At 59.6% G+C, this 24283-nt stretch carries 19 protein-coding genes, 1 tRNA gene and 1 pseudogene; 6 read left to right on the top strand and 15 right to left on the bottom strand.

Translation table 11 applies throughout. The features are described from left to right. Nucleotides 1–32 precede the first annotated feature (32 nt). The 4 genes from queE (at nucleotide 33) to nadA (ending at nucleotide 2842) form a co-directional block, all read left to right on the top strand. Nucleotides 33–680, top strand: a complete 648-nt coding sequence (gene queE, locus HU754_RS23225) for a 7-carboxy-7-deazaguanine synthase QueE (RefSeq protein ID WP_093430486.1) — start codon at nucleotides 33–35, stop codon at nucleotides 678–680. 1 nt (nucleotide 681) lies between these two features. Beyond that, the gene (gene queC / locus HU754_RS23220; RefSeq protein WP_186623900.1) at nucleotides 682–1374 is read left to right on the top strand and encodes a 7-cyano-7-deazaguanine synthase QueC; all 693 of its coding nucleotides are present in this window, start codon (nucleotides 682–684) and stop codon (nucleotides 1372–1374) included. Nucleotides 1375–1436: 62 nt separating this feature from the next. Continuing rightward, a tRNA-Lys gene (locus HU754_RS23215) sits at nucleotides 1437–1512 on the top strand. A 271-nt stretch (nucleotides 1513–1783) separates the two neighbouring features. Continuing rightward, nucleotides 1784–2842 carry a quinolinate synthase NadA gene (nadA, locus tag HU754_RS23210; protein ID WP_016773509.1) on the top strand — a complete coding sequence of 353 codons (1059 nt, stop codon included), beginning with the start codon at nucleotides 1784–1786 and terminating at the stop codon, nucleotides 2840–2842. A 135-nt stretch (nucleotides 2843–2977) separates the two neighbouring features. Here the strand turns inward: nadA and HU754_RS23205 are convergent, their stop codons facing one another. From HU754_RS23205 to arcD (HU754_RS23150), 12 genes are all read right to left on the bottom strand, one after another. Beyond that, on the bottom strand, nucleotides 2978–3466 hold the full coding sequence (locus HU754_RS23205; RefSeq protein WP_186623905.1) for an RDD family protein: 489 nt from the start codon (nucleotides 3464–3466) through the stop codon (nucleotides 2978–2980). A gap of 97 nt (nucleotides 3467–3563) precedes the next feature. Beyond that, nucleotides 3564–3776 carry a cold-shock protein gene (locus HU754_RS23200; protein WP_003227496.1) on the bottom strand — a complete coding sequence of 71 codons (213 nt, stop codon included), beginning with the start codon at nucleotides 3774–3776 and terminating at the stop codon, nucleotides 3564–3566. A 403-nt stretch (nucleotides 3777–4179) separates the two neighbouring features. After that, nucleotides 4180–5304, bottom strand: a complete 1125-nt coding sequence (gene gcvT / locus HU754_RS23195) for a glycine cleavage system aminomethyltransferase GcvT (RefSeq protein ID WP_186623906.1) — start codon at nucleotides 5302–5304, stop codon at nucleotides 4180–4182. A 195-nt stretch (nucleotides 5305–5499) separates the two neighbouring features. Continuing rightward, entirely contained in the window at nucleotides 5500–6876 is a 1377-nt protein-coding gene (locus tag HU754_RS23190) for an L-serine ammonia-lyase (protein WP_093430482.1), read from the bottom strand. A 206-nt stretch (nucleotides 6877–7082) separates the two neighbouring features. Further along, complete coding sequence (gcvP, locus tag HU754_RS23185; protein ID WP_186623907.1) at nucleotides 7083–9935, bottom strand: aminomethyl-transferring glycine dehydrogenase; 2853 nt, start codon at nucleotides 9933–9935, stop codon at nucleotides 7083–7085. An 11-nt stretch (nucleotides 9936–9946) separates the two neighbouring features. Further along, a complete protein-coding gene (gcvH, locus tag HU754_RS23180) occupies nucleotides 9947–10330 on the bottom strand; it encodes a glycine cleavage system protein GcvH (RefSeq protein WP_099757005.1) in 384 nt (127 codons plus the stop codon). Nucleotides 10331–10763: 433 nt separating this feature from the next. After that, nucleotides 10764–12272 (bottom strand): transcriptional regulator GcsR, encoded by a 1509-nt coding sequence (gene gcsR, locus HU754_RS23175; RefSeq protein WP_099757004.1) that lies wholly within the window; start codon nucleotides 12270–12272, stop codon nucleotides 10764–10766. Between the two features lie 262 nt (nucleotides 12273–12534). Then, entirely contained in the window at nucleotides 12535–12897 is a 363-nt protein-coding gene (locus HU754_RS23170; protein WP_175553386.1) for a DUF5064 family protein, read from the bottom strand. A 62-nt stretch (nucleotides 12898–12959) separates the two neighbouring features. After that, on the bottom strand, nucleotides 12960–13889 hold the full coding sequence (gene arcC / locus HU754_RS23165; protein ID WP_034153407.1) for a carbamate kinase: 930 nt from the start codon (nucleotides 13887–13889) through the stop codon (nucleotides 12960–12962). A gap of 191 nt (nucleotides 13890–14080) precedes the next feature. Next, the gene (locus HU754_RS23160; RefSeq protein WP_008086805.1) at nucleotides 14081–15091 is read right to left on the bottom strand and encodes an ornithine carbamoyltransferase; all 1011 of its coding nucleotides are present in this window, start codon (nucleotides 15089–15091) and stop codon (nucleotides 14081–14083) included. Between the two features lie 69 nt (nucleotides 15092–15160). Further along, nucleotides 15161–16417: an arginine deiminase gene (arcA, locus tag HU754_RS23155; protein ID WP_116255073.1), complete on the bottom strand. Its 1257-nt coding sequence runs from the start codon at nucleotides 16415–16417 to the stop codon at nucleotides 15161–15163. Between the two features lie 33 nt (nucleotides 16418–16450). Next, nucleotides 16451–17878, bottom strand: a complete 1428-nt coding sequence (gene arcD, locus HU754_RS23150; protein WP_186623908.1) for an arginine-ornithine antiporter — start codon at nucleotides 17876–17878, stop codon at nucleotides 16451–16453. 440 nt (nucleotides 17879–18318) lie between these two features. Here arcD (HU754_RS23150) and arcD (HU754_RS23145) point away from each other — a divergent pair, with 440 nt between their 5' ends. Further along, nucleotides 18319–19746, top strand: a complete 1428-nt coding sequence (gene arcD / locus HU754_RS23145) for an arginine-ornithine antiporter (protein WP_093430474.1) — start codon at nucleotides 18319–18321, stop codon at nucleotides 19744–19746. Next, nucleotides 19743–20606: a DNA-3-methyladenine glycosylase family protein gene (locus HU754_RS23140; RefSeq protein ID WP_186623909.1), complete on the top strand. Its 864-nt coding sequence runs from the start codon at nucleotides 19743–19745 to the stop codon at nucleotides 20604–20606. Before arcD (HU754_RS23145) ends, HU754_RS23140 begins: the two co-directional genes overlap by 4 nt. Before the next feature lie 208 nt (nucleotides 20607–20814). On the opposite strand, the gene HU754_RS23135 is transcribed toward HU754_RS23140, so the two are convergent. From HU754_RS23135 to HU754_RS29865, 3 genes and pseudogenes are all read right to left on the bottom strand, one after another. Then, the gene (locus HU754_RS23135; RefSeq protein WP_186623916.1) at nucleotides 20815–22164 is read right to left on the bottom strand and encodes a CoA transferase; all 1350 of its coding nucleotides are present in this window, start codon (nucleotides 22162–22164) and stop codon (nucleotides 20815–20817) included. A 171-nt stretch (nucleotides 22165–22335) separates the two neighbouring features. Next, nucleotides 22336–23091, bottom strand: coding sequence for a methyl-accepting chemotaxis protein (locus tag HU754_RS29870; protein ID WP_407692549.1), 756 nt, complete (start codon nucleotides 23089–23091; stop codon nucleotides 22336–22338). 102 nt (nucleotides 23092–23193) lie between these two features. Then, nucleotides 23194–24201: pseudogene (locus HU754_RS29865) on the bottom strand (methyl-accepting chemotaxis protein); the annotation flags it as partial. Nucleotides 24202–24283 lie beyond the last annotated feature (82 nt).

The following is a 24283-nucleotide window of genomic DNA, read 5'->3' as shown; positions in this document are numbered from 1 at the left end:
CAGCCTGTTTAGCTGTTACGCCCGTGGCGACTATGCAAGACACATTGAGAATCACCGAAGTTTTCTACTCGTTGCAGGGGGAAACGCGGACTGCCGGGCTGCCCACGGTTTTTGTGCGCCTGACCGGTTGTCCTTTGCGTTGCCAATACTGCGACAGCGCCTATGCGTTCAGTGGCGGCACCATCCGCACCCTCGACGACATCCTCGAGCAAGTGGCCGGATTTCGTCCGCGCTACGTCTGTGTCACCGGCGGTGAGCCGCTGGCGCAGCCGAACGCCATTCCTTTGCTCAAGCAGTTGTGTGACGCCGGTTACGAGGTTTCGCTGGAAACCAGTGGCGCACTCGACATTTCGGCCGTCGATCCGCGCGTCAGTCGGGTTGTCGATCTGAAAACGCCGGACTCGAAAGAAGCCCATCGCAACCGTTACGAGAATATCGAACTGCTGAGCCCCAACGATCAGGTGAAGTTTGTCATCTGCTCGCGGGAAGACTATGACTGGGCCGTGTCCAAGCTGATCCAGTACGGTCTTGAACGGCGTGCCGGTGAAGTGCTGTTCTCCCCAAGTCACCATGACCTCAATGCTCGGGATCTGGCGGACTGGGTGGTGGCTGACAACCTGCCGGTGCGGTTGCAATTGCAGTTGCATAAATATCTATGGAATGACGAACCGGGGCGCTGAGATGACCGAACAACTGAACACCACCGAAAAACGTGCGGTCATTCTGCTGTCCGGCGGCCTCGATTCGGCCACCGTCGTGGCCATGGCTCGCGCCGAAGGCTACAGCTGCTACACCATGAGTTTCGATTACGGTCAGCGCTCGCACGCTGAATTGCACGCCGCTGCCCGCGTCGCCCGCGACTTGGGTGTGGTTGAGCACAAAGTAATCGGCCTCAACCTGAATGGTATGGGCGGCTCGGCACTGACCGACAGCAGCATCGATATTCCGGAGGAGCTGGGCGAAGGCATTCCGGTGACTTACGTGCCGGCGCGTAACACGGTGTTCCTTTCGCTGGCGTTGGGCTGGGCAGAAGTGCTGGGTGCGCGTGACATATTTATTGGTGTCAACGCCGTGGACTATTCCGGTTACCCGGATTGCCGTCCGGAGTTCATCGAGTCGTTCGAGCGCATGGCCAATCTGGCGACCAAGGCCGGCGTTGAAGGCAATGGCTTCCGCATTCAGGCGCCACTGCAGAACCTGAGCAAGGCGCAAATCGTTCAGGCGGGCGTGAAGCTCGGCGTTGATTATCGCCTCACCGTTTCCTGCTATCAGGCCGACGATGACGGCCGCGCGTGCGGTAAATGCGACAGCTGCCGCCTGCGCGCAGAAGGCTTTGCGGCCGCTGGTGTGGACGATCCAACAGCTTATTTTTGATTATTTTCAAAAAGGTGTTGAATAGTCCTTAAAAATCAGTATTATACGCGCCACCACACAGCGGGTCGTTAGCTCAGTTGGTAGAGCAGTTGGCTTTTAACCAATTGGTCGTAGGTTCGAATCCCACACGACCCACCATATTTGGCGGTTTAGAAAATCCGGAAGGCCCACGAAAGTGAGGATTTCCGGGTTTTTTTTTGCCTGTAATTTCGCTCCGCGTTATTTCACCGCCCGCAGCGCTGACGCAGGTCAGAATCATCTTTTGTATCAACGGGATATTCTGTAGCCTTGCGCAGCTTCAATGCTGTCCGTGCCTGATAATACTCACTCTCCCGGCGGTACCCTCAAGCGGTCCGGAGCCGGGTGTATACTCGACTTTCGCGCGAACGCGCCTGCAGGTCTTGCGAACATGACGCAGATTTCCGAACGCCTTCTGGTTCAAGCCCACCTCGATGCCAAACAGCCCAAACCGCTGACCGCTGAGGAAGAGGCTTATTACCGTTCCGCCATTGCCGCCGAGCTCAAGGCTCAGGACGCGGTGCTGGTGGCCCACTTTTATTGCGATCCGGTAATTCAGGCCTTGGCCGAAGAAACCGGCGGTTGCGTCTCCGATTCCCTGGAAATGGCCCGCTTCGGCAATGCTCACCCGGCCAAAACCGTGGTGGTCGCCGGCGTGAAGTTCATGGGCGAGACCGCGAAGATTCTCAACCCGGAAAAGCGCGTGCTGATGCCGACCCTGGAAGCGACGTGCTCGCTGGACCTGGGTTGCCCGGTCGACGAGTTCTCGGCGTTCTGCGATCAGCACCCGGAGCGCACGGTGGTGGTCTATGCCAACACCTCCGCAGCCGTTAAGGCTCGGGCTGATTGGGTGGTGACTTCGAGTTGCGCGCTGGAGATCGTCGAAAGCCTGATGGACAACGGCGAGACCATCATCTGGGGGCCGGACAAACACCTCGGCACCTACATTCAGCGCAAGACCGGCGCCGACATGCTGCTGTGGGACGGTGCCTGCATCGTTCACGAAGAGTTCAAGTCCAAGCAGCTTGAAGACATGAAGGCGCTGTACCCGGACGCCGCGATTCTGGTGCACCCGGAGTCGCCAACGTCGGTGATCGAACTGGCGGACGCGGTGGGTTCCACCAGCCAGTTGATCGCTGCTGCGCAATCGCTGCCGAACAAGACCCTGATCGTTGCGACCGACCGTGGCATCTTCTACAAGATGCAGCAGTTGTGCCCGGACAAGGTCTTCATCGAGGCGCCAACCGCTGGTAACGGCGCGGCGTGCCGCAGTTGCGCACATTGCCCGTGGATGGCCATGAACACCCTTGAGCGCACGCTCAAGAGCTTGAAGGAAGGGACCAACGAGATCTTTGTTGATCCGGCGTTGATTCCGCAGGCGATCCGGCCTTTGAAGCGCATGCTCGATTTCACTCAGGCGGCGCGGATGAAGCTGGCCGGTAACGCCTGAGATCTTTCAGGCAACGAATAAACCTGTAGGAGTGAGCCTGCTCGCGATAGCGGTGTGTCAAGCAACGAAAATGTTGACTGACATACCACTATCGCGAGCAGGCTCACTCCTACAGTGGTTTTTGGCGTCTGGAAGTTATTTGGTCTTTTTCGGGATCCGCACCACGCGGGTATCGGAATAGATGTCATGCCACGTGCGCTTCTGCTTGTCGTACAGCGACCAGAAGAATCCCAGCCCCACGCATAGCCACGACGCAATCGACACCATAAACCGCAACAACGCCTGCCACAGGCTGATCGCCGTGCCATTGGCGTTCTGCACGCGAATGCCCCACACCTGCATGCCCAGCGTCTGACCGCCATGGGTCCAGAACTTGGCGAAGAACCCAAACAGCACCAACAGCAGTAAGGTGGAGTAGAGCGGATCACCGTCGAGCTTGCCGGCATCGGTCATCACTCGCAGGCGCTCTTCACCAATGATCGTTGCCTGAATCATCTTGTAGATGCCACCCGTGACGATCAGCAGGGCGGTGCATAGCAGAAAGTCATAGAACATCGCCGCCAGACGCCGGCCTAGACCAACGGCGGGAAAATCGCCCTGTGGGGTGAGCAGGTTTTTCGACATGGCAGCCTCTGGACGCAAAATGAAGCGCCATTTTACGGATTCGCGCGCACAAAAAAGCCCCTGATATCAACATCAGGGGCTTTTTCGTAACAGAAAATCAGGCTTCTGCTTGTACTTCGTCAGCCTGCATGCCTTTCTGGCCCTGCACAGCAACGAAGGTCACTTTCTGGCCTTCTTTCAGGCTCTTGAAACCGTTGCCCTGAATGGCGCGGAAATGCACGAACAGATCCGGACCGCTTTCTGGAGTGATAAAACCAAAACCTTTCTCGTCGTTAAACCACTTGACGGTACCGCTCTGACGTGTGGACATTTCTTATTTCCTTTGACGCAAAAATTAATGACAGCCTCTTTCTCATGAAAGAGTACTGGGGCTGGTTGCAGGAGAGTAAGAAGACGTCGAACGGGATGTAGCTAACTTGTAGGCTACTGCCCAGGTCACGATTCCAAGCTGACCCATGCAAACACAGTGGAGAAACTCTACGCCAACTACGGGAGAAAAAACAAGCCCTGCGAAGCCCCCGGTTTTACTGAGCTTTAGCAAGTTAATCCTCTAGCTAGTGCGGTCTTGGACGATTAGCCTGTTCAATTGTTTTCGATCGTTATAAGCAAAGTTCATATTCGAATCAGTTGATAGAAAATGCACTTTTTTGTGGCGATTGCGTTACACATTAGTGCACGCATAACGCAATCGCGTTACTTATAGAAACAGTCAATCAACCGCGATAGTAGCGTTGTGGAACAAATGGCATTTTGCTTACAAGCATTTGCACCTTTTTCCCACGAACAATGGCCCAAACCGGTGTGTCGAGGGTGACATATGCGCTGTCGAGGTAACCCATCGCCAACGGCCCGCCCAAGGTCGGACCGAAACCACCGCTGCACACGCTGCCGATAATTTTGCCGGCTTCGTTGACGATTTCTGCGCCTTCACGCACGGGTGTGCGCTCCTGCGGCAGCAAGCCGACGCGTTTGCGCGCCACGCCATTCTGTTGCTGGGCGAAAACATTCTCCGCGCCCGGGAAACCGCCGGCCCGCGCGCCATCAGCGCGACGTGTCTTGGAGATCGCCCATAACAGGCTGGCTTCGATCGGTGTGGTCTCGGTGTTCATGTCGTGGCCGTAGAGGCACAGACCGGCTTCCAGACGCAGCGAGTCGCGAGCGCCGAGGCCAATGGCCTGGACTTCCGGTTCGGCGAGCAGGGCGCGGGCAAGTTTTTCCGCATCTGCAGCTGGTACGGAGATTTCGAAACCGTCTTCACCGGTGTAACCCGAACGGCTGACAAAGCAGTCGACGCCGAGCAGATTGACACGGGCGAACTGCATAAAAGTCATTTTTTCAACGGATGGTGCCAGCCGCGCCAGCACGGTGACCGCCGCCGGACCTTGCAATGCCAGCAGAGCGCGCTCTTCGAACAGCGCCGTAATGGTGCACTGATCGCCGATGTGTTTTTGCAGGTGGGCCAGGTCCTGATCCTTGCACGCGGCGTTGACCACCAGGAACAATTCGTCATTACCGAGGTTGGCCACCATCAGGTCGTCGAGAATGCCGCCGTTGTCGTTGGTGAACATCGCGTAACGCTGCATGCCCACCGGCAGGTCGATGATGTCTACCGGCACCAGGCTTTCCAGGGCTTTGGCGGCGTTGGCACCAGTCAGGCGGATCTGGCCCATGTGCGAGACATCGAACAGTCCGGCCTGCTCACGGCTGTGCTGGTGTTCTTTCATCACACCGAGTGGGTATTGCACCGGCATGTCGTAGCCGGCGAACGGCACCATGCGAGCGCCGAGTTCGATGTGCAGAGCGTGCAGCGGGGTTTTCGACAGTTGTTCGGTGGACATGCGTGGCTCCTTGAAAATTAGAGTTTGGGGGTATGGGCCTAGATTAAGATCAAGATCAAGATCAAAAGCCCCTCACCCCAGCCCTCTCCCAGAGGGAGAGGGAGTTAGGTACGTTTCTCTCCCAGAGGGAGAGGGGGCTAATTACGTTTCTCTCCCTGGGGGAGAGGTGGTCAATTTCGTTTGGCTGGTTTCATGTCAGCATTCGATAATGTTGACCGCCAGACCGCCGCGGGCGGTCTCTTTGTATTTGCTTTTCATGTCGGCACCGGTCTGGCGCATGGTGCGGATGACTTTGTCGAGGGAGACGAAATGCTGGCCGTCGCCCCGCATGGCCATGCGCACTGCGTTGATGGCTTTCACCGAACCCATGGCATTGCGCTCGATGCACGGCACTTGCACCAACCCGCCAATCGGGTCGCAGGTCAGGCCGAGGTTGTGTTCCATGCCGATTTCCGCAGCGTTCTCGACCTGCTGAACGCTGCCGCCGAGCACTTCGCACAACGCACCGGCCGCCATCGAACAGGCCACGCCGACTTCACCTTGGCAGCCGACTTCAGCGCCGGAGATCGAGGCGTTTTCCTTGTAGAGAATGCCAATGGCCGCAGCGGTCAGCAGAAACCGTACGACGCCGTCGTCATTCGCGCCGGGGATAAAACGCATGTAGTAATGCAGCACCGCCGGAATGATCCCCGCCGCGCCGTTGGTGGGGGCGGTGACTACGCGGCCACCGTTGGCGTTTTCTTCGTTGACCGCCAAGGCGTAGAGGTTGACCCAGTCGAGCACCGACAACGGATCGCGCAACGCCGATTCGGGGTTCTTGCACAGTTGCCGATGCAACGCTGCCGCACGGCGTTTGACCTTCAAGCCGCCGGGCAAAATACCTTCGTTACGGCAGCCCGCAGCGACGCAGTCCTGCATCACCTGCCAGATTTTCAACAGGCCGGCGCGGGTTTCCGCCTCCGGGCGCCAGGCACTTTCGTTGGTCAGCATCACCTGGCTGATCGACAGACCATAGGTGGCGCAATGACCGAGCAGGTCCTTGGCGCTTTTGAACGGGAAGGTCAGCGGCGTGGCGTCTTCGACGATGCGGTCGGCACCGGCCGCGTCCTCGTCGACCACGAAACCACCGCCAACCGAGTAGTACTCGCGGCTGCGGATCTGAATCCCCGCCGCATCGAAGGCGCGGAAAATCATGCCGTTGGGGTGATAGGCCAACGGCTTGCGGATCATCGCCAAGTGTTCTTTCTCGTTGAACGCAATGCTGTGTTCGCCGAGCAGGTTCAGTCGTCCGTTGCCGCGAATTTCTTGCAGGCGCGCGGCGACGGTTTCGGTATCAACGGTGTCCGGGTGTTCGCCTTCGAGGCCGAGCAGCACGGCTTTGTCACTGCCGTGACCTTTACCGGTGGCGCCGAGGGAACCGTACAGCTCAACGCGAACGCTGGCGGTGGTGGTCAGCAGGTTTTCACGGCGCAAACCTTCGACGAAACGCGCGGCTGCGCGCATCGGGCCGACGGTGTGGGAACTGGAGGGGCCGATGCCAATCTTGAACAGGTCGAACACGCTTAACGACATGAGGGGTTCTCCGGTTTCTTGTTATAGGAATTGGCGAAAGTCCGAAATCGGTAGCAGATCCCTTGTGGGAGCGAGCCTGCTCGCGAAAGCGCTGGGTCAGACAACCTTTCATTAACTGACACTACGCTTTCGCGAGCAGGCTCGCTCCCACAGGGGGATCTGTGGTGATGCTGAAATTGGGGCAGGCAAACCCGCCCCTTATTCTTTTAAGCGTAGCTTTCGATCGACGGGCAGGCGCAGACCAGGTTGCGATCGCCGAAAACGTTGTCGACACGACCGACCGGTGGCCAGTATTTGCCTTCGATCAGCGACGCGACCGGGTACACGGCTTGCTCGCGGCTGTACGGGTGAGTCCACTCGCCAACCAGCTCTGCCGCTGTGTGCGGAGCGTTTTTCAGCGGGTTGTCGTCCTTGTCCAGCGTGCCGTTTTCCACCGCACGGATTTCTTCGCGGATGCGGATCATGGCGTCGCAGAAGCGATCCAGTTCTTCCTTGGATTCGCTTTCGGTCGGCTCAATCATCAGCGTGCCCGCGACCGGGAACGACATGGTCGGTGCGTGGAAGCCGAAGTCGATCAGGCGTTTGGCGACGTCATCGACGCTGATGCCGCTGCTGTCTTTCAATGGACGCAGATCCAGAATGCATTCGTGCGCCACCAGACCGTTGCTGCCGGTGTACAGCACTGGGTAGTGCTCTTCGAGGCGACGGGAAATGTAGTTGGCATTGAGGATCGCCAACTGCGAAGCGCGTTTCAGGCCTGCGCCGCCCATCATGCGAATGTACATCCAGGTGATCGGCAGAATACTTGCGCTGCCGAACGGTGCTGCACAGACCGCGCCTTCCTTGCGTTCCATCTGGCCGTGGCCCGGCAGGAACGGGGTCAGGTGCGATTTCACGCCAATCGGGCCAACGCCCGGGCCGCCACCGCCGTGCGGAATGCAGAAGGTTTTGTGCAGGTTCAGGTGCGAGACGTCGCCGCCGAACTTGCCCGGTGCACAGAGGCCAACCATCGCGTTCATGTTGGCGCCGTCGATGTACACCTGGCCGCCGTTGTCATGAATGATCCCGCAGATTTCGCGGATGCCTTCTTCGAACACGCCGTGGGTCGACGGGTAAGTGATCATCAGCGCGGCAAGGTGGTCGCGGTGTTCAATGGCTTTGGCGCGGAGGTCTTCGATGTCGACGTTGCCACGGGCATCGCAGGCAGTCACGACGACGCGCATGCCAGCCATGTTGGCGGTGGCCGGGTTGGTGCCGTGGGCGGACGACGGAATCAGGCAGATGTCGCGGCGCTCATCGCCACGGCTCTGGTGATATGCACGAATCGCCAGCAGGCCAGCGTATTCACCTTGCGAACCGGCGTTTGGTTGCAGCGAGATCGCGTCGTAACCGGTCGCGGCACAGAGCATCGCTTCCAGCTCAAAGGTCAGTTGCTGGTAACCGGCGCTTTGCGCGGCTGGAGCGAACGGGTGCAGCGCGCCGAACTCAGCCCAGGTCACCGGGATCATTTCGCTGGCAGCGTTGAGTTTCATGGTGCACGAACCCAGCGGGATCATGGTGCGATCCAGGGCCAGATCCTTGTCCGCCAGTTTGCGCAGGTAGCGCATCAGCTCGGTTTCCGAGTGATAACGGTTGAACACCGGGTGGCTGAGGATCGGCGACTGACGTACCAGCGATGCTGGGATGGTGCTCTGCACCGAGACGGCGAGAGCAGCGAAATCCGGCAGAGTCTTGCCGTCGGCGAACAGGCCCCACAGGGTTTCGATGTCAGCTTGGGTGGTGGTTTCGTCGACCGACAGGCCAAGACGCTGAGCGTCGATCACGCGCAGGTTGATCTGCTGAGCGTGGGCCTTGTCGTGCAGCGCGGCGGTGTTTGCGCCGGTGGCGACGGTCAGGGTGTCGAAGAAACTGGCTTGTTCGACGTTAGCGCCCAGCGCGGTCAGGCCTTTGGCCAGAATCGCGGTCAGGTGATGCACGCGATTGGCGATCTGCGCCAGGCCTTTCGGGCCGTGGTAGACGGCGTACATGCTGGCGATGTTGGCCAGCAGCACTTGTGCGGTGCAGATGTTCGACGTGGCCTTCTCGCGGCGGATGTGTTGCTCGCGGGTCTGCATCGCCAGGCGCAGCGCCGGCTTGCCGAAACGGTCAACCGAGACACCGACCAGACGGCCCGGCATGTCGCGCTTGAACGCATCTTTGGTGGAGAAGTAAGCGGCGTGCGGGCCACCAAAGCCCAGCGGCACGCCGAAGCGTTGCGCGGAACCGATGGCGACGTCCGCGCCGAACTCGCCCGGGGCGGTCAGCAAGGTCAGGGCCAGCAGGTCAGCGGCGACTGCGACCAAGGCGTTGGCGGCGTGGAAGCGTTCGGTCAGTTCGCGATAGTCGAACACATCACCGTTGCTGGCCGGGTATTGCAGCAGCGCGCCGAAGAACGGCGTCACGTCAGTCAGTTCACGCTCATCGCCAACAACCACTTCGATGCCCAGCGGCTCGGCACGAGTGCGCAGCACGTCAAGGGTTTGCGGGTGGCTGTGGATCGAGGCGAAGAACTGGTGGCTGCCCTTGTTCTTGCTCAGGCGTTTGCAGAAGGTCATGGCTTCGGCAGCGGCGGTGGCTTCGTCGAGCAGCGAGGCGTTGGCAATCGGCAGACCGGTGAGGTCGCTGATCATCGTCTGGAAGTTCAGCAGCGCTTCGAGACGACCTTGGGAAATTTCTGGCTGGTACGGCGTGTACGCGGTGTACCAGGCCGGGTTTTCCAGGAGGTTGCGCAGGATCGGCGACGGCGTGTGGCAGTTGTAGTAGCCCTGGCCGATGTAGGTCTTGAACAACTGATTCTTGCCGGCGATCGATTTGATCATCGCCAGGGCATCGGCTTCGCTGAGGCCGTCGTCCATGCCGAGCACGCTGGTGCCCTTGATGCTTTCCGGAATGACGCTGGCGCTCAGGGCTTCAAGCGAGTCGAAGCCGAGGCTGTTGAGCATGGTTTGCTCGTCACCGGCGCGCGGGCCGATGTGACGGGCGATGAATTCGTTGGCGGTGCCAAGGTTTACTTGAGTCATGTCGGTGTTCCTCAGGCTTCGGCTTGGGCTTTGATCAGACGGTCGTACGCGTCCTGATCGAGCAATTTGGCCACGGCCGATGCGTCGGCAGGCTGGAAGCGGAAGAACCAGCCTTCGCCCAGCGGATCTTCGTTGACCAGTTCCGGGGCGTCTTCCAGCGCCGGGTTGACTTCCAGTACGTCGCCGTCGAGGGGCATGTACACGCCGCTGGCGGCTTTCACCGATTCCACGGTGGCGGCTTCAGCGCCTTTTTCGTAAGCCTGCAGCTCAGGCAGTTGCACGAACACCACGTCGCCCAGGGCGTTCTGCGCGAAAGCGGTGATGCCGACAGTAACGCTGCCGTCAGCTTCGGTGCGCAGCCATTCGTGATCTTCAGTAAAACGCAACTCGCTCATGGAAACTCCTCAGGGGGCCAGACTCGTCTGGTGGACGCGGTGGAATAGTCGGGCGCGAAGGCCCTTATTTATGAAGGGTTGATTAGCAAGAATGTGGCCAATGTTGATTTATCGTTATAAATCAATGAATTAGATATTGGAGAGGTCGAAGGTTCAGAGATGCCTGTAGCGAAATCGCTACAGCATGGAGCGAGGATAAAAGCTGAACGGGATCAAAGCCTTGCACAGCGGTGATCGGAGGAGGGTGTAGCGATATCGTTCCGCTGTAGCGCTTTCAGTACAGCTGGAGGTCGTTTTTGAACGGATTTCGAATGCGCCACAAATAAATGTAGGAGTGAGCCTGCTCGCGATAGCGGTCTGTCAGACGTCGCAAATGTTGAATGTCAAACCGCTATCGCGAGCAGGCTCACTCCTACAGGGAATTTGTGGTTTTTCAGGGTTTGTTGGGAATGCCGTATTTGCGCAGGCGATGGGCAATGGCTGTGTGCGAAGTTTGCAGGCGGCTGGCCAGTTGGCGGGTCGAGGGGTAGCTGACGTAGAGTTTTTCCAGCAGCGATCGCTCAAAAGCTTCGACCGCTTGTTCGAGGCTGTCGACATCGCTGTCAGCCTGACGCGCCACCGAGGTGCCAGCAATATCGAGATCGCCAATATCCACCAGGCTACTCTCGCAAATCGCCGCCGCACGGAAGATCACGTTCTGCAATTGCCGCACATTGCCCGGCCAGCGATTGCCGAGCAGCGCCGGGTAGGTCCCCGGAGCGAGGCGGCACACCGGGCGCTGGATCTGCGCGCAGGCTTGCTGCATGAAATACCGCGCCAGCAGCAGGATGTCCTGCCCGCGTTCGCGCAGCGGCGGCACTTCAACGTTGAGCACGTTGAGACGATAGAACAGGTCTTCGCGGAACAAGCCTTCGCTGACCATTTTTTCCAGATCGCGGTGGGTCGCGCTGAGGATGCGCACGTTGACCTTCACTTCGCGATCACCGCCCACGCGGCGGAAGCTGCCGTCGTTCAAGAAACGCAGCAGCTTGGCCTGCAAGTACGGCGACATCTCGCCGATCTCATCGAGAAACACCGTGCCCTGGTTGGCCAGTTCCATCAGCCCCGGTTTGCCGCCACGCGCCGCGCCGGTAAAGGCGCCGGGGGCGTAGCCGAACAGTTCGCTTTCGGCGAGGTTCTCCGGTAGGGCTGCGCAGTTGAGGGCCAGAAACGGTGCGCTGTGTCGCGCGCTGATGGCGTGGCATGCGCGGGCGACCAGTTCTTTGCCGGTGCCGGTTTCGCCTTGAATCAACAGCGGTGCATCAAGAGCGGCGACTCTTTGCGCGCGGGCCTTGAGCGTACGAATCGCCGGGGATTCTCCGAGCAATGCATCGAAACCCTCGGCGTGGTCGTGGTGCAGCGCCGAGAGTTGTTCGCCGATGCGGTTCGGTTGATACAAGGTCAGCAGAGCGCCGGCGTCAGTGATCGGCGTGGCGTCGAGCAGCAAGGTCTGGCCGTTGACGGTGATTTCGCGCAGTGGCAAACGGAAGCCGTGTTCGAGCAAGGTGTCGAGCAGGCCGGGATCGTTGAACAGTTCAGAGACGCTTTCACCCGCCGGTTCGCGGCCGTACAACGCGATCAACGCCGGGTTGGCCAGCAGCACCTTGCCGGCACTGTCGAGCGCCAAAACGGGATCGGTCATCGCCGCGAGCAGGGCATCGAGTTGCAGGTGTCGACGCTGGCCGGGGAGGATGTCGACCACGGTCACCGCTTCCACGCCGAGCACGCGAAACAACGCATCTTTCAGCTCTTCGAGCACTTGCGGGCTCAGGGTCGGCGCGTCGATATAGACGTTCGGCGGAATCATTTCCACCGCATCCAGATTGAGGTTGCGCCCACCGAGGATAGCCAGGACTTCCTGGGTGATGCCGACGCGGTCGATGAAGCTGACGTGGATACGCATGGGGCGGTTCAGTGATCTGCAGAGCGGAGGGTGGCAAGTATGCCTTGGGCTTGGAGAGAGGTGAAAGCAAAAGCACCCTCACCCCAGCCCTCTCCCGGAGGGAGAGGGAGCCGACCGAGGTGTCTGAGGTTTGACATCGACCTGAAAGAACCAGTCGATTATGGATTCGGTAAAGCGAGTTCAGGTCGGTGTAACTCTAGAGCATCCCCCAATCAGTCCCCTCTCCCTCGGGGAGAGGGCTAGGGTGAGGGGCTTTTGCGGGTTACTCGAAATGCTCAAGATTGACCGGATCCCCGGATTGCATATTCAACTTCTGCCGAATGTCTTCAAACATCAGATCGTAATGCTTGTGCACCGAACCGATCTGGCTGTGAGCCTTGGGAATCCCGTACTTCTCGGCGATCCGGGTCACATCACGGGCGAAGTTGTAAGCCTCTTCCTTGGGCAGGAAAAACGCTTCCTTCATGTCCTTGCCCTGCATGCTGCCATGCAGAGTGAACTGAATCCCTTTGCCTTTCTGCGGATCGGTGAACACTTCATAGTCGAGGTGCACGTTGTAACTGACGTCATCCGGCGTCAACGCATGCCGCTCGATGTGCAGGCGACCGGGTTCGAATTGGGCCATGGTTTTCTCCTTTCAAGGCATGGGAGAAGGGCAGACCCTCGGTCTGCCCCCGGAGTTTCTAATTATCGGTAAGTGATGCCGGGCTTCGCCGTGGTCACTCGAGTACCGGCAGTGCCTTGGACAATCGCTTCGATGTCCGCCAGCGAACCGATCACCGCAACCTTGCCAGTATGGCGCGCAAATTCGCAGGCTGCCTGCACCTTCGGCCCCATCGACCCGGCGGCGAAACCGAGGCGCTCCAGCTCATCCGGATGCGCTTCGGCGATGGCTTTTTGCGTCGGTTTGCCGTAATCGATGAACGCCGCGTTGACGTCCGTGGCGATTACCAGCAAGTCGGCTTCCAGTTGCTCGGCGAGCAGCGACGAGCACAGGTCCTTGTCGATCACCGCCTCGATGCCCTTGAGGTTACGGTTCTCGTCGTACATGGTCGGAATCCCGCCGCCACCGGCGCAGATGACGATGCTGCCCTTGTCCAGCAGCCACTTGATCGGGCGGATTTCGAAGATGCGTTTTGGCCGTGGGCTGGCGACCACGCGGCGGAACTTGTCGCCGTCCGGGGCAATCGCCCAGCCTTTTTCGGCGGCGAGTTTTTCCGCTTCGGCCTTGTCGTAGACCGGGCCGATCGGTTTGGTCGGGTTCTGGAAGGCCGGATCCTTGGCGTCGACTTCCACCTGAGTCAACAAGGTGGCGAACGGCACTTCGAAGTCGAGGAGGTTGCCCAGTTCCTGTTCGATGATGTAGCCGATCATGCCTTCGGTTTCGGCACCGAGCACGTCCAGCGGGTAAGGGGTGACGGAGGTGTAGGCCGCCGCTTGCAGCGACAGCAGGCCGACTTGCGGGCCATTACCGTGGGCGATGACCAGTTGGTTGCCGGGATGGATCTTGGCGATTTGCTCGGTGGCGATGCGGATGTTGGCGCGCTGATTGTCAGCGGTCATCGGTTCACCACGGCGGAGCAGGGCGTTACCGCCCAGCGCTACGACGATACGCATGGTGCATGTCCTTTTAATCAGAGAAGAGGCAAACAACTCGATCTTCCTGCCGGAACCGGGATCCCCTGTGGGAGCGAGCCTGCTCGCGAAGGCGTCAGATCAGTCGACATCTCTGTTGAATGACCTACCGCTTTCGCGAGCAGGCTAGCTCCCACCTTTGGTACCGGTTCCTTCAGTGGGCGCTATTTCAGTTACAGATCAGCCAGGGTCGAGACCAGAATCGCCTTGATCGTGTGCATGCGGTTTTCCGCTTGCTCGAAGGCGATGCAGGCTGGCGACTCGAACACGTCGTCGGTCACTTCGATGCCGTTTTTCAGGTGCGGATACTGTTCGGCAATCTGTTTGCCGACCTTGGTATCACTGTTGTGGAACGCCGGCAGGCAGTGCATGAACTTGGTGCGCGGGTTGCCGCTGGCTTTCATCAGTTCGGCGTTGACCTGATACGGCAGCAGTTGCTGGATACGCTCGGCCCAGGCTTCCACCGGCTCACCCATCGATACCCAAACGTCGGTGTGAATGAAGTCAACGCCTTTGACCGCCGCTTTCGGGTCTTCAGTCAGGGTGATACGTGCGCCACTTTCTTCGGCATATTTGTGGCAACGCTCGACCAGATCATCCAATGGCCACAGCGCTTTCGGTGCACAGATGCGCACGTCCATGCCGAGCTTGGCGCCGACCAGCAGCAGTGAGTTGCCCATGTTGTTGCGCGCATCGCCGAGGTAGGCGTAGCTGATTTCGTGGATCGGCTTGTCGGCGTGTTCACGCATGGTCAGCACGTCGGCGATCATTTGCGTCGGGTGATATTCGTCGGTCAGACCGTTGAACACCGGCACACCGGCGAACTTGGCCAGCTCTTCGACGATTTCCTGTTTGAAGCCACGGTACTCGATGGCGTCGTACATGCGCCCGAGCACGCGGGCGGTGTCTTTCATGCTTTCCTTGTGGCCGATCTGCGAAGAGTTCGGGTCGATGTAGGTGACGTTGGCGCCTTGGTCATAGGCCGCCACTTCGAACGCGCAACGGGTGCGGGTCGAGGTTTTTTCGAAGATCAGGGCGATGTTGTTGCCCTTCAGGTGTTGTTGCTCGGTGCCGGTGTACTTCGCGCGTTTCAGATCGCGGGACAGGTCGAGCAGGTAACGCAGCTCACGTGGGGTGTGGTGTTCGAGGCTGAGCAGGTTACGGTTGTGGATGTTGAACGCCATGATGATTCTCCTTGGATTCGGTAATCGGCCCGGCCGCTACGGGGTGTGTGCGGCCGGGGAGATGGTCGTTTAGTAATCGATCGGGTCGCGGATGATCGGGCAGGTCATGCAGTGGCCGCCGCCACGGCCTCGGCCCAGTTCACCGGCGCTGATGGTGATGACTTCCACGCCGGCCTTGCGCAGCAGGGTGTTGGTGTAGGTGTTGCGGTCGTAGCCGATGACCACGCCCGGTTCCACGGCCACCACGTTGTTGCCGTCGTCCCATTGCTCGCGTTCGGCGGCGAAGCTGTTGCCGCCGGTTTCCACCACGCGCAGCTTCGGCAGGTTGAGGGCTTTGGCCACGGTGTCGAGGAAGGTGCCTTCTTCGCGGCGGATGTCGATGCCGCCCTGTTTGCTTTCGTCAGGGCGCAGGGTGAAGGCTACGATCTGGTTCACCACTTCCGGGAAAATTGTCACCAGGTCGCGGTCGCAGAAGCTGAACACGGTGTCCAGGTGCATCGCCGCGCGGGACTTCGGCAGGCCGGCGACGATGACTTTTTCCACGGCTTTGTTCTTGAACAGGTTCAGCGCCAGTTGGCCGATGGCCTGGCGGGATGAGCGCTCGCCCATACCGATCAACACCACGCCGTTACCGATCGGCATCACGTCGCCGCCTTCAAGGGTCGAACTGCCGTGATCCTTGTCCGGGTCGCCGTACCAGATCTCGAAATCGGCATTGGTGAACTGCGGGTGGAATTTGTAGATGGCGGTGGTCAGCAGGGTTTCCTGACGGCGCGCTGGCCAGTACATCGGGTTCAGTGTCACGCCGCCGTAGATCCAGCAAGTGGTGTCGCGGGTGAACTGGGTGTTCGGCAGCGGCGGCAGAATGAAGCTCGAATGGCCGAGGAAGTCGCGGTACATTTCGATGATCTTGCCGCCGAAGCTGTCCGGCAGATCATCGGCCGACACGCCACCGATGAGGAATTCGGCGATGTGCCGAGGTTCCAGGCTTTTCAGCCAGGATTTGACTTCGTTGATCAGGCCCAGGCCCACCGAATCGGCGGTGACCTTTCGCTCGAGAATCCAGTCCAGCGCCTCCGGGATGGCGACGATGTCGGTCAGCAGGTTGTGCATTTCCAGCACGTCGATGCCGCGCTCGCGCATCTTGGTGACGAAGTCGAAGTGGTCGCGCTTGGCCTGGGCCACCCAGAGCACGTCGTCGAACAGCAGCTCATCGCAGTTGTTCGGGGTCAGCCGCTGATGGGCCAGACCTGGGGAGCACACCATGACTTTGCGCAGTTTGCCGGCTTCGGAATGGACGCCGTACTTAACTTTTTCCGTGGTCATTTCAGATCCTCCAGATAACAAAATAATCAGGGGTTACAGAGTCAGGAAGCCGTCGTAGAGACCGTAGGCAGCCACCAGGGCACCCACGACCACTGCGGCGAAAATCAGCTTCTCGACGTTAGTGAAAACCGGTTGTTTGAGTTCCAGCTTGGCTTTGGCGAACAGGATCGCGCCAGGTGCGTAGAGCAGGGCCGAGAGCAGCAGATACTTGACCCCGCCGGCATACAGCAGCCACACCGCATAGATCAGCGCGATGCCGCCGATAATCAGATCCTTGCGCCGCTCGGCCGCGAAGCCTTCGTAGCTTTCGCCGCGCACCGCCAGCAGCAGGGCATAGGCCGCCGACCACAGGTACGGCACCAGAATCATCGAAGTGGCGAGGTAGATCAGCGACAGGTAAGTACTGGCCGAGAACAGCGTGATGATCAGGAAAATCTGCACCATCGCGTTGGTCAGCCACAGGGCGTTGACCGGTACGTGGTTGGCGTTTTCCTTGCGCAGGAATTCCGGCATGGTGTGGTCTTTGGCAGCGGCGAACATGATCTCCGCACACAGCAGCACCCACGACAACAGTGCCCCCAGCAACGAGATGATCAGACCGACGCTGATCAGCACCGCGCCCCAGTGACCGACCACATGCTCAAGCACGGCGGCCATCGACGGGTTCTGCAGTTTCGCCAGTTCCGGTTGGGTCATGATGCCCAGCGACAGCACGTTCACCAGCACCAGAAACAGCAGCACGGTAATGAAGCCGATCACGGTGGCCTTACCGACGTCCGAGCGTTTTTCCGCGCGGGCCGAGAAGATGCTCGCGCCCTCGATACCGATGAACACCCACACGGTGACCAGCATCATGTTGCGCACCTGGTTCATCACACTGCCCAGATCCGGATTTTTGATGCCCCAGATGTCGGCGGTGAAGATGTCCAGTTTGAAGGCGAACACCGCGATCAACACGAACAGCAGCAGCGGTACGACCTTGGCGACCGTGGTCACCAGGTTGATGAACGCCGCTTCCTTGATCCCGCGCAGCACTAGAAAGTGCACGGCCCACAGCAGCACCGAGGCGCCAATCACCGCAGCAACGGTGTTGCCCTCACCGAAAACCGGAAAGAAATAGCCGAGAGTGCTGAACAGCAGAACGAAGTAACCGACGTTACCCAGCCAGGCGCTGATCCAGTAACCCCAAGCGGACGAGAAACCCATGTAATCGCCAAATCCGGCCTTGGCGTAGGCGTAGACACCACCGTCCAGGTCAGGTTTGCGATTGGCGAGGGTTTGAAAGACAAAAGCGAGGGTGAGCATGCCGACAGCGGTGATGGCCCAACCGATAAGTACCGCACCGACGTCGGCGCTGGCGGCCATGTTTTGAGGCAAGGAGAATATCCCGCCACCGATCATTGAACCGACTACCAATGCAACCAGTGCACCTAGTCGTAGTTTTCCGGGAGCTTCAGACATTTGCATGACTCCATTGCAGGAGAGAAGAGATCACAGCGTAGTTCTGTTGTCTGTTCAAACAGCTGACGTAGATCAGTGCATGGTCACATTCCATTGTTAATGAATGACTTAGGCTTCGGCTGAAGGCATAAAGCTCCTGCCCGCAAGGCCCGTCCTAGAGGCGTTGTGGCTACATCTTTGGTAATGGCTATTATTACTTTCGAATTATCACGCTAGTTCTTTTTCAGCTTTTGGCAAATTTTCTGTCTCTGTTTTCAGTACAGAATTGAATTATCGGGATCAGCGCACAAAACCGACTTAGCGTGCTAGGGCGTTAGCGTCATCGGCTATATATAAATGGGCGTTAATTGGCGTTACTTGATAAACGTCATCTACCTTTATCCGTTTAGTTAATCGTCTTTAAAACCAAATTCTCACCACACATTCAAAGGGAAACTGAAATGTCGCAACCGACGCAAAAGCTGCGATTAGGCGCGTTGATCGCCCTGGTGGTGGGTTCGATGATTGGCGGGGGGATTTTCTCGCTGCCGCAGAACATGGCGGCACGCGCCGATGCCGGGGCGATTCTGATCGGTTGGGGGATCACGGCCATCGGCATGTTGACCCTGGCGTTCGTCTTTCAGACCCTGGCCAATCGCAAACCCGAGCTGGATTCCGGTGTCTACGCCTACGCCAAGGCCGGGTTTGGCGACTACATGGGTTTCTCGTCAGCCTGGGGTTACTGGATCAGTGCGTGGCTGGGCAACGTCGGTTATTTCGTTCTGCTGTTCAGCACCCTCGGTTACTTCTTTCCGGTGTTCGGTCAGGGCAACACGCCAATCGCCATCGGCTGTGCCTCGGTGTTGCTGTGGGCCGTGCATTTTCTGGTGATGCGCGGGATCAAGGAGGCGGCGCTGATCAATCAACTGACCACGGTGGCCAAAGTCGTACCGCTAATCATGTTCATCGTTATCGCGGCGGTGGCGTTCAAGGCTGACATTTTTACCCGCGACATCTGGGGCACCAGCAACCCGAATTTCGGAGGGGTAATGGATCAGGTGCGCAATATGATGCTGGTCACCGTGTTTGTGTTCATCGGTATCGAAGGTGCCAGTGTGTACTCGGCGCGGGCGGAGAAACGCAGCGACGTCGGCCGCGCCACGGTGATCGGTTTTATCGGTGTGCTGGCGCTGTTGGTGCTGGTCAACGTGCTGTCGCTGGGGATCATGAGCCAGCCGGAACTGGCCAATCTGCAGAACCCGTCGCTGGCGGCGGTGCTCGAGCACATCGTCGGGCCGTGGGGTGCGTTGCTGATCAGCATTGGTCTGGCGATTTCCCTGCTCGGTGCGTTGTTGTCGTGGGCGCTGCTGTGTGCGGAGATTCTCTTCGCCACGGCGAAGGACAAGACCATGCCGGCGTTCCTGAAAAAGGAAAACAAGAATCACGTCCCGGTCAATGCGTTGTGGCTGACCAATGTGATGATCCAGATCTTCCTGTTGATCACGCTGTTTTCGGCGGGCACTTACACCAGTCTGATTTATCTGGCGTCGTCGATGATTCTGGTGCCGTACTTGTGGTCGGCGGCGTACGCGGTTCTGCTCAGCGGGCGCGGCGAAACTTACGAACATGCCTCGGCCGAGCGCACCAAGGATCTGCTGATCGGTGGCATTGCCCTCGGTTACGCGGTGTGGTTGTTGTATGCCGGTGGGGTGAAGTATTTACTGCTGTCGGCGCTGTTGTATGCGCCAGGGGTGATTTTGTTTGCCAAGGCCAAGCGTGAGGCGGGCGAGCCGTTGTTCACTCATGTCGAGAAAGGCATTTTCACCTGCGTGATCATCGGCGCGGGGCTGGCGGCGTATGGGTTGTACAGCGGTGTGTTGTCGTTGTGAGGTTGTCGCTTGCGTATGCACCGCCGTATGACTGGGAGGCGATGTTGGGGTTTCTCGCGGCACGGGCGGTGGTCGGGATGGAGACCGTGGCCGATGGTGTGTATTCACGCAGCATTGGCTTGAACGGGGTTCACGGCACGGTTTCGGTCTGGCTTGGGACGGCGGATGCGCTGGCGGTCGAGCTGGATTTTCCTGACCCGGCAGCGGTGCCCGAGATCGCTATCAGGGTGCGGCGGATGTTTGATCTGGATGCGGATCTGGCGCTGATGCAAGGGCATCTGGCCCATGATCCGTTGCTGGCGCGGTTGATCGCCGCGTGCCCGGGGTTGCGGATTCCCGGGGCGTGGGATGGCTTGGAACTGGCCTTTCGCGCGGTGCTCGGGCAGCAGATTACCGTGGTTGCGGCGATTCGCCTGGCGGGGAAACTGGTGGCGCAATATGGCGCGCCGCTGGATTCGGGCGTGCCGGGGCTGACTCACGTGTTTCCCGAGGCGAGCGTGTTGGCGGCGGCAGATCTGGCAACGCTGGGCATGCCGAAAAGTCGCGGGCGGACGCTGTCGGGTGTGGCGCAGGCGTTGCTGGATGATCCTTGGTTATTTGAGCCAAATCGCGAAGGCGGCGTGGCGCGGTTGTTGGCGTTGCACGGGATTGGCGAGTGGACGGCGCAGTACATTGCGTTGCGGCAGTTGCGGGATATGGATGGGTTTCCCCATGGCGATGTCGGGTTGCTGCGGGCATTGGAAGTGTTGGAGGGCGTGCGGCCGACGGCGCGGGAGTTGTCTTTGCGGGCCGAGGCCTGGCGGCCTTATCGAGGGTATGCGGCACAGCTTTTGTGGACATCTTTGAGCCGGGCAGATTGATACATTATCGCTCGGCCTGAAATTGCAGCCCTCACCCCAGCCCTCTCCCCGAGGGAGAGGGGGCCGACCGAGGTGTCTTTCGCTTTACATCGACCTGAAAGACCGAGTCGATTATGGATTCCGAATCAATCGTTCAAGTCGGTGAATCTCTTCAATATTCCCCGATCGGTCCCCTCTCCCTCTGGGAGAGGGTTAGGGTGAGGGGCTTTTAATTCCACTGTGGTCGATGGGAACCCAATTCTGTAGCTGGCAACGCCCACTGAATCGGCGTGCCGCTGATCTTCACCGGTACCTGCAATCGATGTGCCGGGCCCCACGGGGTCTGCTCCAACGACAAGCTCTGATCCTGTTCATCCTCGACGCGCAACGCTTGCGTTGTCCCCGGCCCATGCTCGAGCAACAACTTTGCCGTACGCGCCAGCGACAATCGCGCTGAGCCCGCTCGGCCATTCGCCAACCGCTCAGTCAGCAATCTGAGCGCACTCGCCGCCATCAAATACCCGGTCGCATGATCCAGCGCCTGCACCGGCAACGGCGTCGGTTTGTCAGCTTGCTTCCAGCGCTGCCCAGCCTCGGCAATGCCGCTGCTCATCTGCACCAGACTGTCGAAACCTCGACGGTTCTGCCACGGGCCGCTCCAGCCGTAGGCGTTGAGGCCGGCGTCGATCAGGCCCGGCGCGAGCTGGCGACGGCGCTCAACGCCGAAGCCGAGATTTTCCAGTGCGTCGGCGCGGTAACCGTGCAGCAGAATATCGGCGTCCTTCAGCAGACTTTCGAACACCGCACGATCCGCCGTGTCATGCAGATCCAGTCGCGCGCAGCGTTTGCCGAGGGTCATTTCCGGGACGACACCGGGCTCGTTCCAGGTCGGTGAGTCGATGCGCAATACATCGGCGCCAAGGCCGGCGAGAAAACGGCTGGCGGTGGGGCCGGCGAGCACGCGTGTCAGATCCAGCACCTTGATCCCGGCCAACGGTTGCGCCACCGAGCCTTGCCACGCTGGGTTGTTCTCATCCGACGAATCCAGGAAATGCACCAGCGGCTCGGCATTCACCGCCAATCCCTGCGGATGCTTTTGCCACTGCGTCCAACTGCGCATCTCGGCCGCGCAGCCCTTGGCCTCGACGACCGCTTGCTCCAGATCCGTACTCGCCCATTGCGCGACTTTGGCAGCCATCGCTCCACGGTCGGCGCAGGCACCAAGCACGCGTTCAGCGGCGGCGCGGTGATGCGGGGCATTGGTGTGCAGACGGATCCAGCCGTCGCGGGTCTGATAGTCGCCAGCGACGGGATCCCACAGTGGCGGGACTTGCCAGCCGATGGGACGGATTGATGTGGCGAACCAGAACGAGGCCAATCGACGATCGACTTCAACGGCAGGTCGCTGACCGGTCTGCTGCCGGAGCAATTCGCTGACAGCCTGACCGGCCGTGGCGATGCTGGCGCAGGCAAGCTCAGTGACGGCGAATGCCGAGGGCAGGGCGCCTCGGTCGGTGAACGGAATCGGCGTGTGTGGCAAGCCGAGTGCGGCTTGAATGGACGTGAGTAAATCAGTCATCGAAGGCCTCCGAAGCGAGAGGGCGATGATAGTGCAAAACATTATTGAATTAGATGAAAGCTCCTGTAGGAGTGAGTCTGCTCGCGATCGCGGTGGGTCAGTCGACACATGCTCCACTGATCCACCGCTATCGCGAGCAGGCTCACTCCTACAAGGGAAATGCGGTGTGGCTTAGACGCGGAACTGATCCATCAACTTCATCTGCTGACTGGCCAGGGCATTGAGCTGGCTGCTGATCGCCGCCGACTCAGTGGCTTGTCCGGTCAGCGTCTCGGTAACGGTGCGAATCGCCGAGACATTGCGATTGACCTCTTCGGCCACCGCACTTTGCTGCTCGGCCGCACTGGCAATCTGTAGGTTCATGTCACTGATCACCGTCACCGCGTCGCTGATCTTGCCCAGTGCATCGACCGCCTGACGAATCTGCCCGGCGTTGTTGTGCGCCTGGGTCTGGCTCGAATGCATGGTCGCGACCACGCCACGCGTTCCGGTCTGAATGCGCTCGATCACGATGCGAATTTCTTCCACCGAATCCTGCGTACGTTTGGCCAGGTTGCGCACCTCGTCGGCAACCACGGCAAAGCCCCGGCCACTCTCACCGGCACGGGCCGCTTCGATCGCTGCGTTGAGGGCGAGCAGGTTGGTCTGTTCGGCGATGCTGCGGATCACTTCCAGCACCGAGCCGATCTGCTCGCTGTTGACTGCCAGCGCTTCAACTTCGGTCACGGCTTTGCTGACCTCGTCGGCCAGTTGATTGATGTCGCGGGTGCTGCGCTCGATGATCGACATGCCGTCCTTCGCCGACTGATCGGCACCTTTCGCGGCGTTAGCGGCGTTCGATGCGCTGTTGGCGACATCGTGGGCAGTGGCGCTCATTTCGTTGGAGGCGGTGGCGACCTGATCGATCTCGCGGAACTGCACCTGCATGCCTTCGCTGGTCTGGCGGGCGATCTCCGAAGACTGGTCGGCGGTGCCGCGTGCTTCGGTGATGCTCTGTTTGATCTGTGCGATGGTCGGTTGCAGCTTGTCGAGGAAGCGGTTGAACCAGTTAACCAGTTCGCCCAGTTCATCTTTTTTGCTGTAGTTCAGCCGCTGAGTCAGATCGCCTTCGCCGCTGGCGATGTTCTTCAGCATTTCGGCGACGCTGTTGATCGGTCGGGTGACGCCGGACGCGGTCAGCCAGATCAGTAACAGGCCGACCAGACCGGCAACCACGGCGACCAGCAGCGCGGTGATCACACCGGTTTCCTGCGCATCATCGAGTACCGCTTGCAGCTTGACCGAGTCAGCCAGCAGTACTTGTTTCGGCAAGTCGATCACCACGCCCCAGGCGCGCGAATTGCCAATCGGGTCGACCGGGTACACCGCACGAATCAGATCGCCCTGTTCGAGAATCTTCGGTGTACCCGAAGTCAGCAATTGCAGCACGTCCTTGCCATCGGCACCGAGGGTGTCACTGATTTTTTTACCGACCTTGGTGGCGTCGGAACTGTCGGCAGCGAGCACGCCGCTGCCGGAGACGATCAGCATGTGCCCGGCGTTGTTGAACAGGCTGCGCTGGGAATCCACGGCTGCCGCTTGCAGGGCATCGAGGGCGATGTCGACACCGACCACGCCGATGGCTTTGCCGTCGATGATCAACGGCACAGAAATGGTCGTCATGAGCATTTCCTTGCCACCGACAGTGTCGGCATACGGGTCGAGCAGGCAGGTGCGTTTGTTGTCGCGAGGGCAGGTGTACCAGCTGTTATAGGGCGTGCCGCTGACGCTGAGGGTGGTTTTGGTCAGGTCTTCTTCGACCATGATGGTGTTCAGCGAGGCGCCGGCGGCGCGGCTCCAGTAGGTGGCGAAGCGCCCGGCTTCGTTGGATTGGCGGGCGGCGTCGTTGACGAACTCGCTGTCCTTGCCGTCGAGGCCGTTGGGTTCAAAGGCGAGCCAGATGCCGAGCACTTTGTCGTTGCGCTCAAAAGCGGTTTTCAGGCTCAGGTTCAACTCTTCACGCAAGGCGCCGGCGTCCAGCGAACGCTTGGCGGCCATGACACGCATGTCCTTGATCTGATCCGCTACGGCAGTGATCACCGTCAGGCTTTCGCCGAAGGTTTTCTGCACCCGCACCGCT

This window comes from Pseudomonas zeae (assembly GCF_014268485.2).
In the GTDB taxonomy this organism is placed as follows: Bacteria; Pseudomonadota; Gammaproteobacteria; order Pseudomonadales; family Pseudomonadaceae; genus Aquipseudomonas; species Aquipseudomonas neuropathica.
This window is presented reverse-complemented; position numbering and strand designations above follow the sequence as displayed.

What these genes read in the sequence shown, in the direction of transcription:
- HU754_RS29870 (WP_407692549.1), bottom strand. Translation starts at nt 23,091, where the DNA reads ATGCAGGTGCAGTTCCGCGAGATCGATCAGGTCGCCACCGCCTCCAAC.
- queE (WP_093430486.1), top strand. Translation starts at nt 33, where the DNA reads ATGCAAGACACATTGAGAATCACCGAAGTTTTCTACTCGTTGCAGGGG.
- HU754_RS23160 (WP_008086805.1), bottom strand. Translation starts at nt 15,091, where the DNA reads ATGGCGTTCAACATCCACAACCGTAACCTGCTCAGCCTCGAACACCAC.
- gcvH (WP_099757005.1), bottom strand. Translation starts at nt 10,330, where the DNA reads ATGAGCGAGTTGCGTTTTACTGAAGATCACGAATGGCTGCGCACCGAA.
- HU754_RS23205 (WP_186623905.1), bottom strand. Translation starts at nt 3,466, where the DNA reads ATGTCGAAAAACCTGCTCACCCCACAGGGCGATTTTCCCGCCGTTGGT.
- arcC (WP_034153407.1), bottom strand. Translation starts at nt 13,889, where the DNA reads ATGCGTATCGTCGTAGCGCTGGGCGGTAACGCCCTGCTCCGCCGTGGT.
- arcD (WP_186623908.1), bottom strand. Translation starts at nt 17,878, where the DNA reads ATGTCTGAAGCTCCCGGAAAACTACGACTAGGTGCACTGGTTGCATTG.
- HU754_RS23190 (WP_093430482.1), bottom strand. Translation starts at nt 6,876, where the DNA reads ATGTCGTTAAGCGTGTTCGACCTGTTCAAGATTGGCATCGGCCCCTCC.
- gcvP (WP_186623907.1), bottom strand. Translation starts at nt 9,935, where the DNA reads ATGACTCAAGTAAACCTTGGCACCGCCAACGAATTCATCGCCCGTCAC.
- gcvT (WP_186623906.1), bottom strand. Translation starts at nt 5,304, where the DNA reads ATGTCCACCGAACAACTGTCGAAAACCCCGCTGCACGCTCTGCACATC.
- arcA (WP_116255073.1), bottom strand. Translation starts at nt 16,417, where the DNA reads ATGACCACGGAAAAAGTTAAGTACGGCGTCCATTCCGAAGCCGGCAAA.
- nadA (WP_016773509.1), top strand. Translation starts at nt 1,784, where the DNA reads ATGACGCAGATTTCCGAACGCCTTCTGGTTCAAGCCCACCTCGATGCC.
- HU754_RS23135 (WP_186623916.1), bottom strand. Translation starts at nt 22,164, where the DNA reads ATGACTGATTTACTCACGTCCATTCAAGCCGCACTCGGCTTGCCACAC.
- HU754_RS23170 (WP_175553386.1), bottom strand. Translation starts at nt 12,897, where the DNA reads ATGGCCCAATTCGAACCCGGTCGCCTGCACATCGAGCGGCATGCGTTG.
- HU754_RS23200 (WP_003227496.1), bottom strand. Translation starts at nt 3,776, where the DNA reads ATGTCCACACGTCAGAGCGGTACCGTCAAGTGGTTTAACGACGAGAAA.
- gcsR (WP_099757004.1), bottom strand. Translation starts at nt 12,272, where the DNA reads ATGCGTATCCACGTCAGCTTCATCGACCGCGTCGGCATCACCCAGGAA.
- queC (WP_186623900.1), top strand. Translation starts at nt 682, where the DNA reads ATGACCGAACAACTGAACACCACCGAAAAACGTGCGGTCATTCTGCTG.
- arcD (WP_093430474.1), top strand. Translation starts at nt 18,319, where the DNA reads ATGTCGCAACCGACGCAAAAGCTGCGATTAGGCGCGTTGATCGCCCTG.